This window comes from Pseudomonas sp. K5002 (genome assembly GCF_013386655.1).
Classification (GTDB): Bacteria; Pseudomonadota; Gammaproteobacteria; order Pseudomonadales; family Pseudomonadaceae; genus Aquipseudomonas.
On the sequence record NZ_JACARK010001059.1, the window covers coordinates 1 to 1012 of the forward strand.

Annotated in this window: 3 protein-coding genes; 2 read left to right on the forward strand and 1 reads right to left on the reverse strand. The window is 54.2% G+C overall.

The features are described 5' to 3' along the window. A partial coding sequence (locus tag HX846_RS33140) for a LysR family transcriptional regulator (protein ID WP_178967042.1) occupies positions 1–347 on the reverse strand: 347 nt, incomplete at its 3' end. Here HX846_RS33140 and HX846_RS33145 point away from each other — a divergent pair. Both HX846_RS33145 and ccoM read left to right on the forward strand, forming a co-directional pair. Then, on the forward strand, positions 341–643 hold the full coding sequence (locus HX846_RS33145) for a hypothetical protein (RefSeq protein WP_143495551.1): 303 nt from the start codon (positions 341–343) through the stop codon (positions 641–643). The genes HX846_RS33140 and HX846_RS33145 overlap by 7 nt on opposite strands. A 143-nt stretch (positions 644–786) precedes the next feature. Next, positions 787–903 carry a cytochrome c oxidase subunit CcoM gene (ccoM, locus tag HX846_RS40280; RefSeq protein ID WP_003210916.1) on the forward strand — a complete coding sequence of 39 codons (117 nt, stop codon included), beginning with the start codon at positions 787–789 and terminating at the stop codon, positions 901–903. Positions 904–1012: the final 109 nt, after the last annotated feature.

Here is a 1012-nt window from a genome sequence, read left to right on the forward strand (position 1 = left end):
GCCAGGCGCGGTGCCAGCCACAAGGTGGCGAACGAGGCGAGCAGGCCGACGCGCAGTACGCTGGTGGCGGGCGGTGTTTGCTGCTGGCGGGTGGCGGCGGCGATGGTGTCGAGGGCGGGGCGGATCTGGTCGTAGTAGTGTTGGCCGTCTTCGGTCAGATCGATGGCGCGGGTGCGTCGGATAAACAGCGGTTTGCCCAAATGCTGTTCGAGTTTCTGCACTTGATGGCTGAGGGCGCTTTGGGTCACTGACAGCTCGGCGGCGGCCTTGATAAAACTCAAATGCCGGGCCACGGCCTCAAAGGCGCGCAGGGCCAGGAGTGGGGGAAGGTCCTTGTGCAGTGCCACGTCGAACGCTCTGTGTGAGGGGGTGGGATGGGGGGATTTTGCGGGCAAATGCGCGGGATGACATCGATTTTGTTTACGCGGGATTGGCGCAGGACGCATTATTGGGGCATCCAAGCCATTACGTAAGCCAAGCCATGAGTGACGATGACAAGTTGATTGACCTGAATGCCGAACGGGCCAAACGTGTTCATGATCTGAATGACAAGCGACTGAATGAAGTGCGCCAGGCGTTTGAACAGGCGATGCCGTTGGGGAAGCCCAAGAAAAAGCCGAAAAGCAAACCGAAAAAGCGTTGATATAGCCTGCATCGTTTGATGCAGGTCAGTTATTTCCCTTCTTTACGCTCCGTCGCGGGCGACATTGATCCTCGTCAATTTCTTCTTTCGTCTTCTTGGTTAACTTAGCCCTATCGCAACAGGGCAAGTGCAGGAGGCCGGTCATGTTTTTCGATAATGTGGTGTTTGCCGGAGTGCTGACGGTTGGCCTCATGGTGATGTTCTTTGTAGGGTTTGGAATTTTTATCTGGAAAGACGCTAATAAGCGTAAGAGGCCTTAGGTCTTTTCGGATACATGAGCACGCAAGGCATTTTGGGCGACTTCGGTCGCCTTTTTTTTGTTTTGGATTTTTTGATTTGGATTTTTTGATTTGTGTACATATCCGTTGC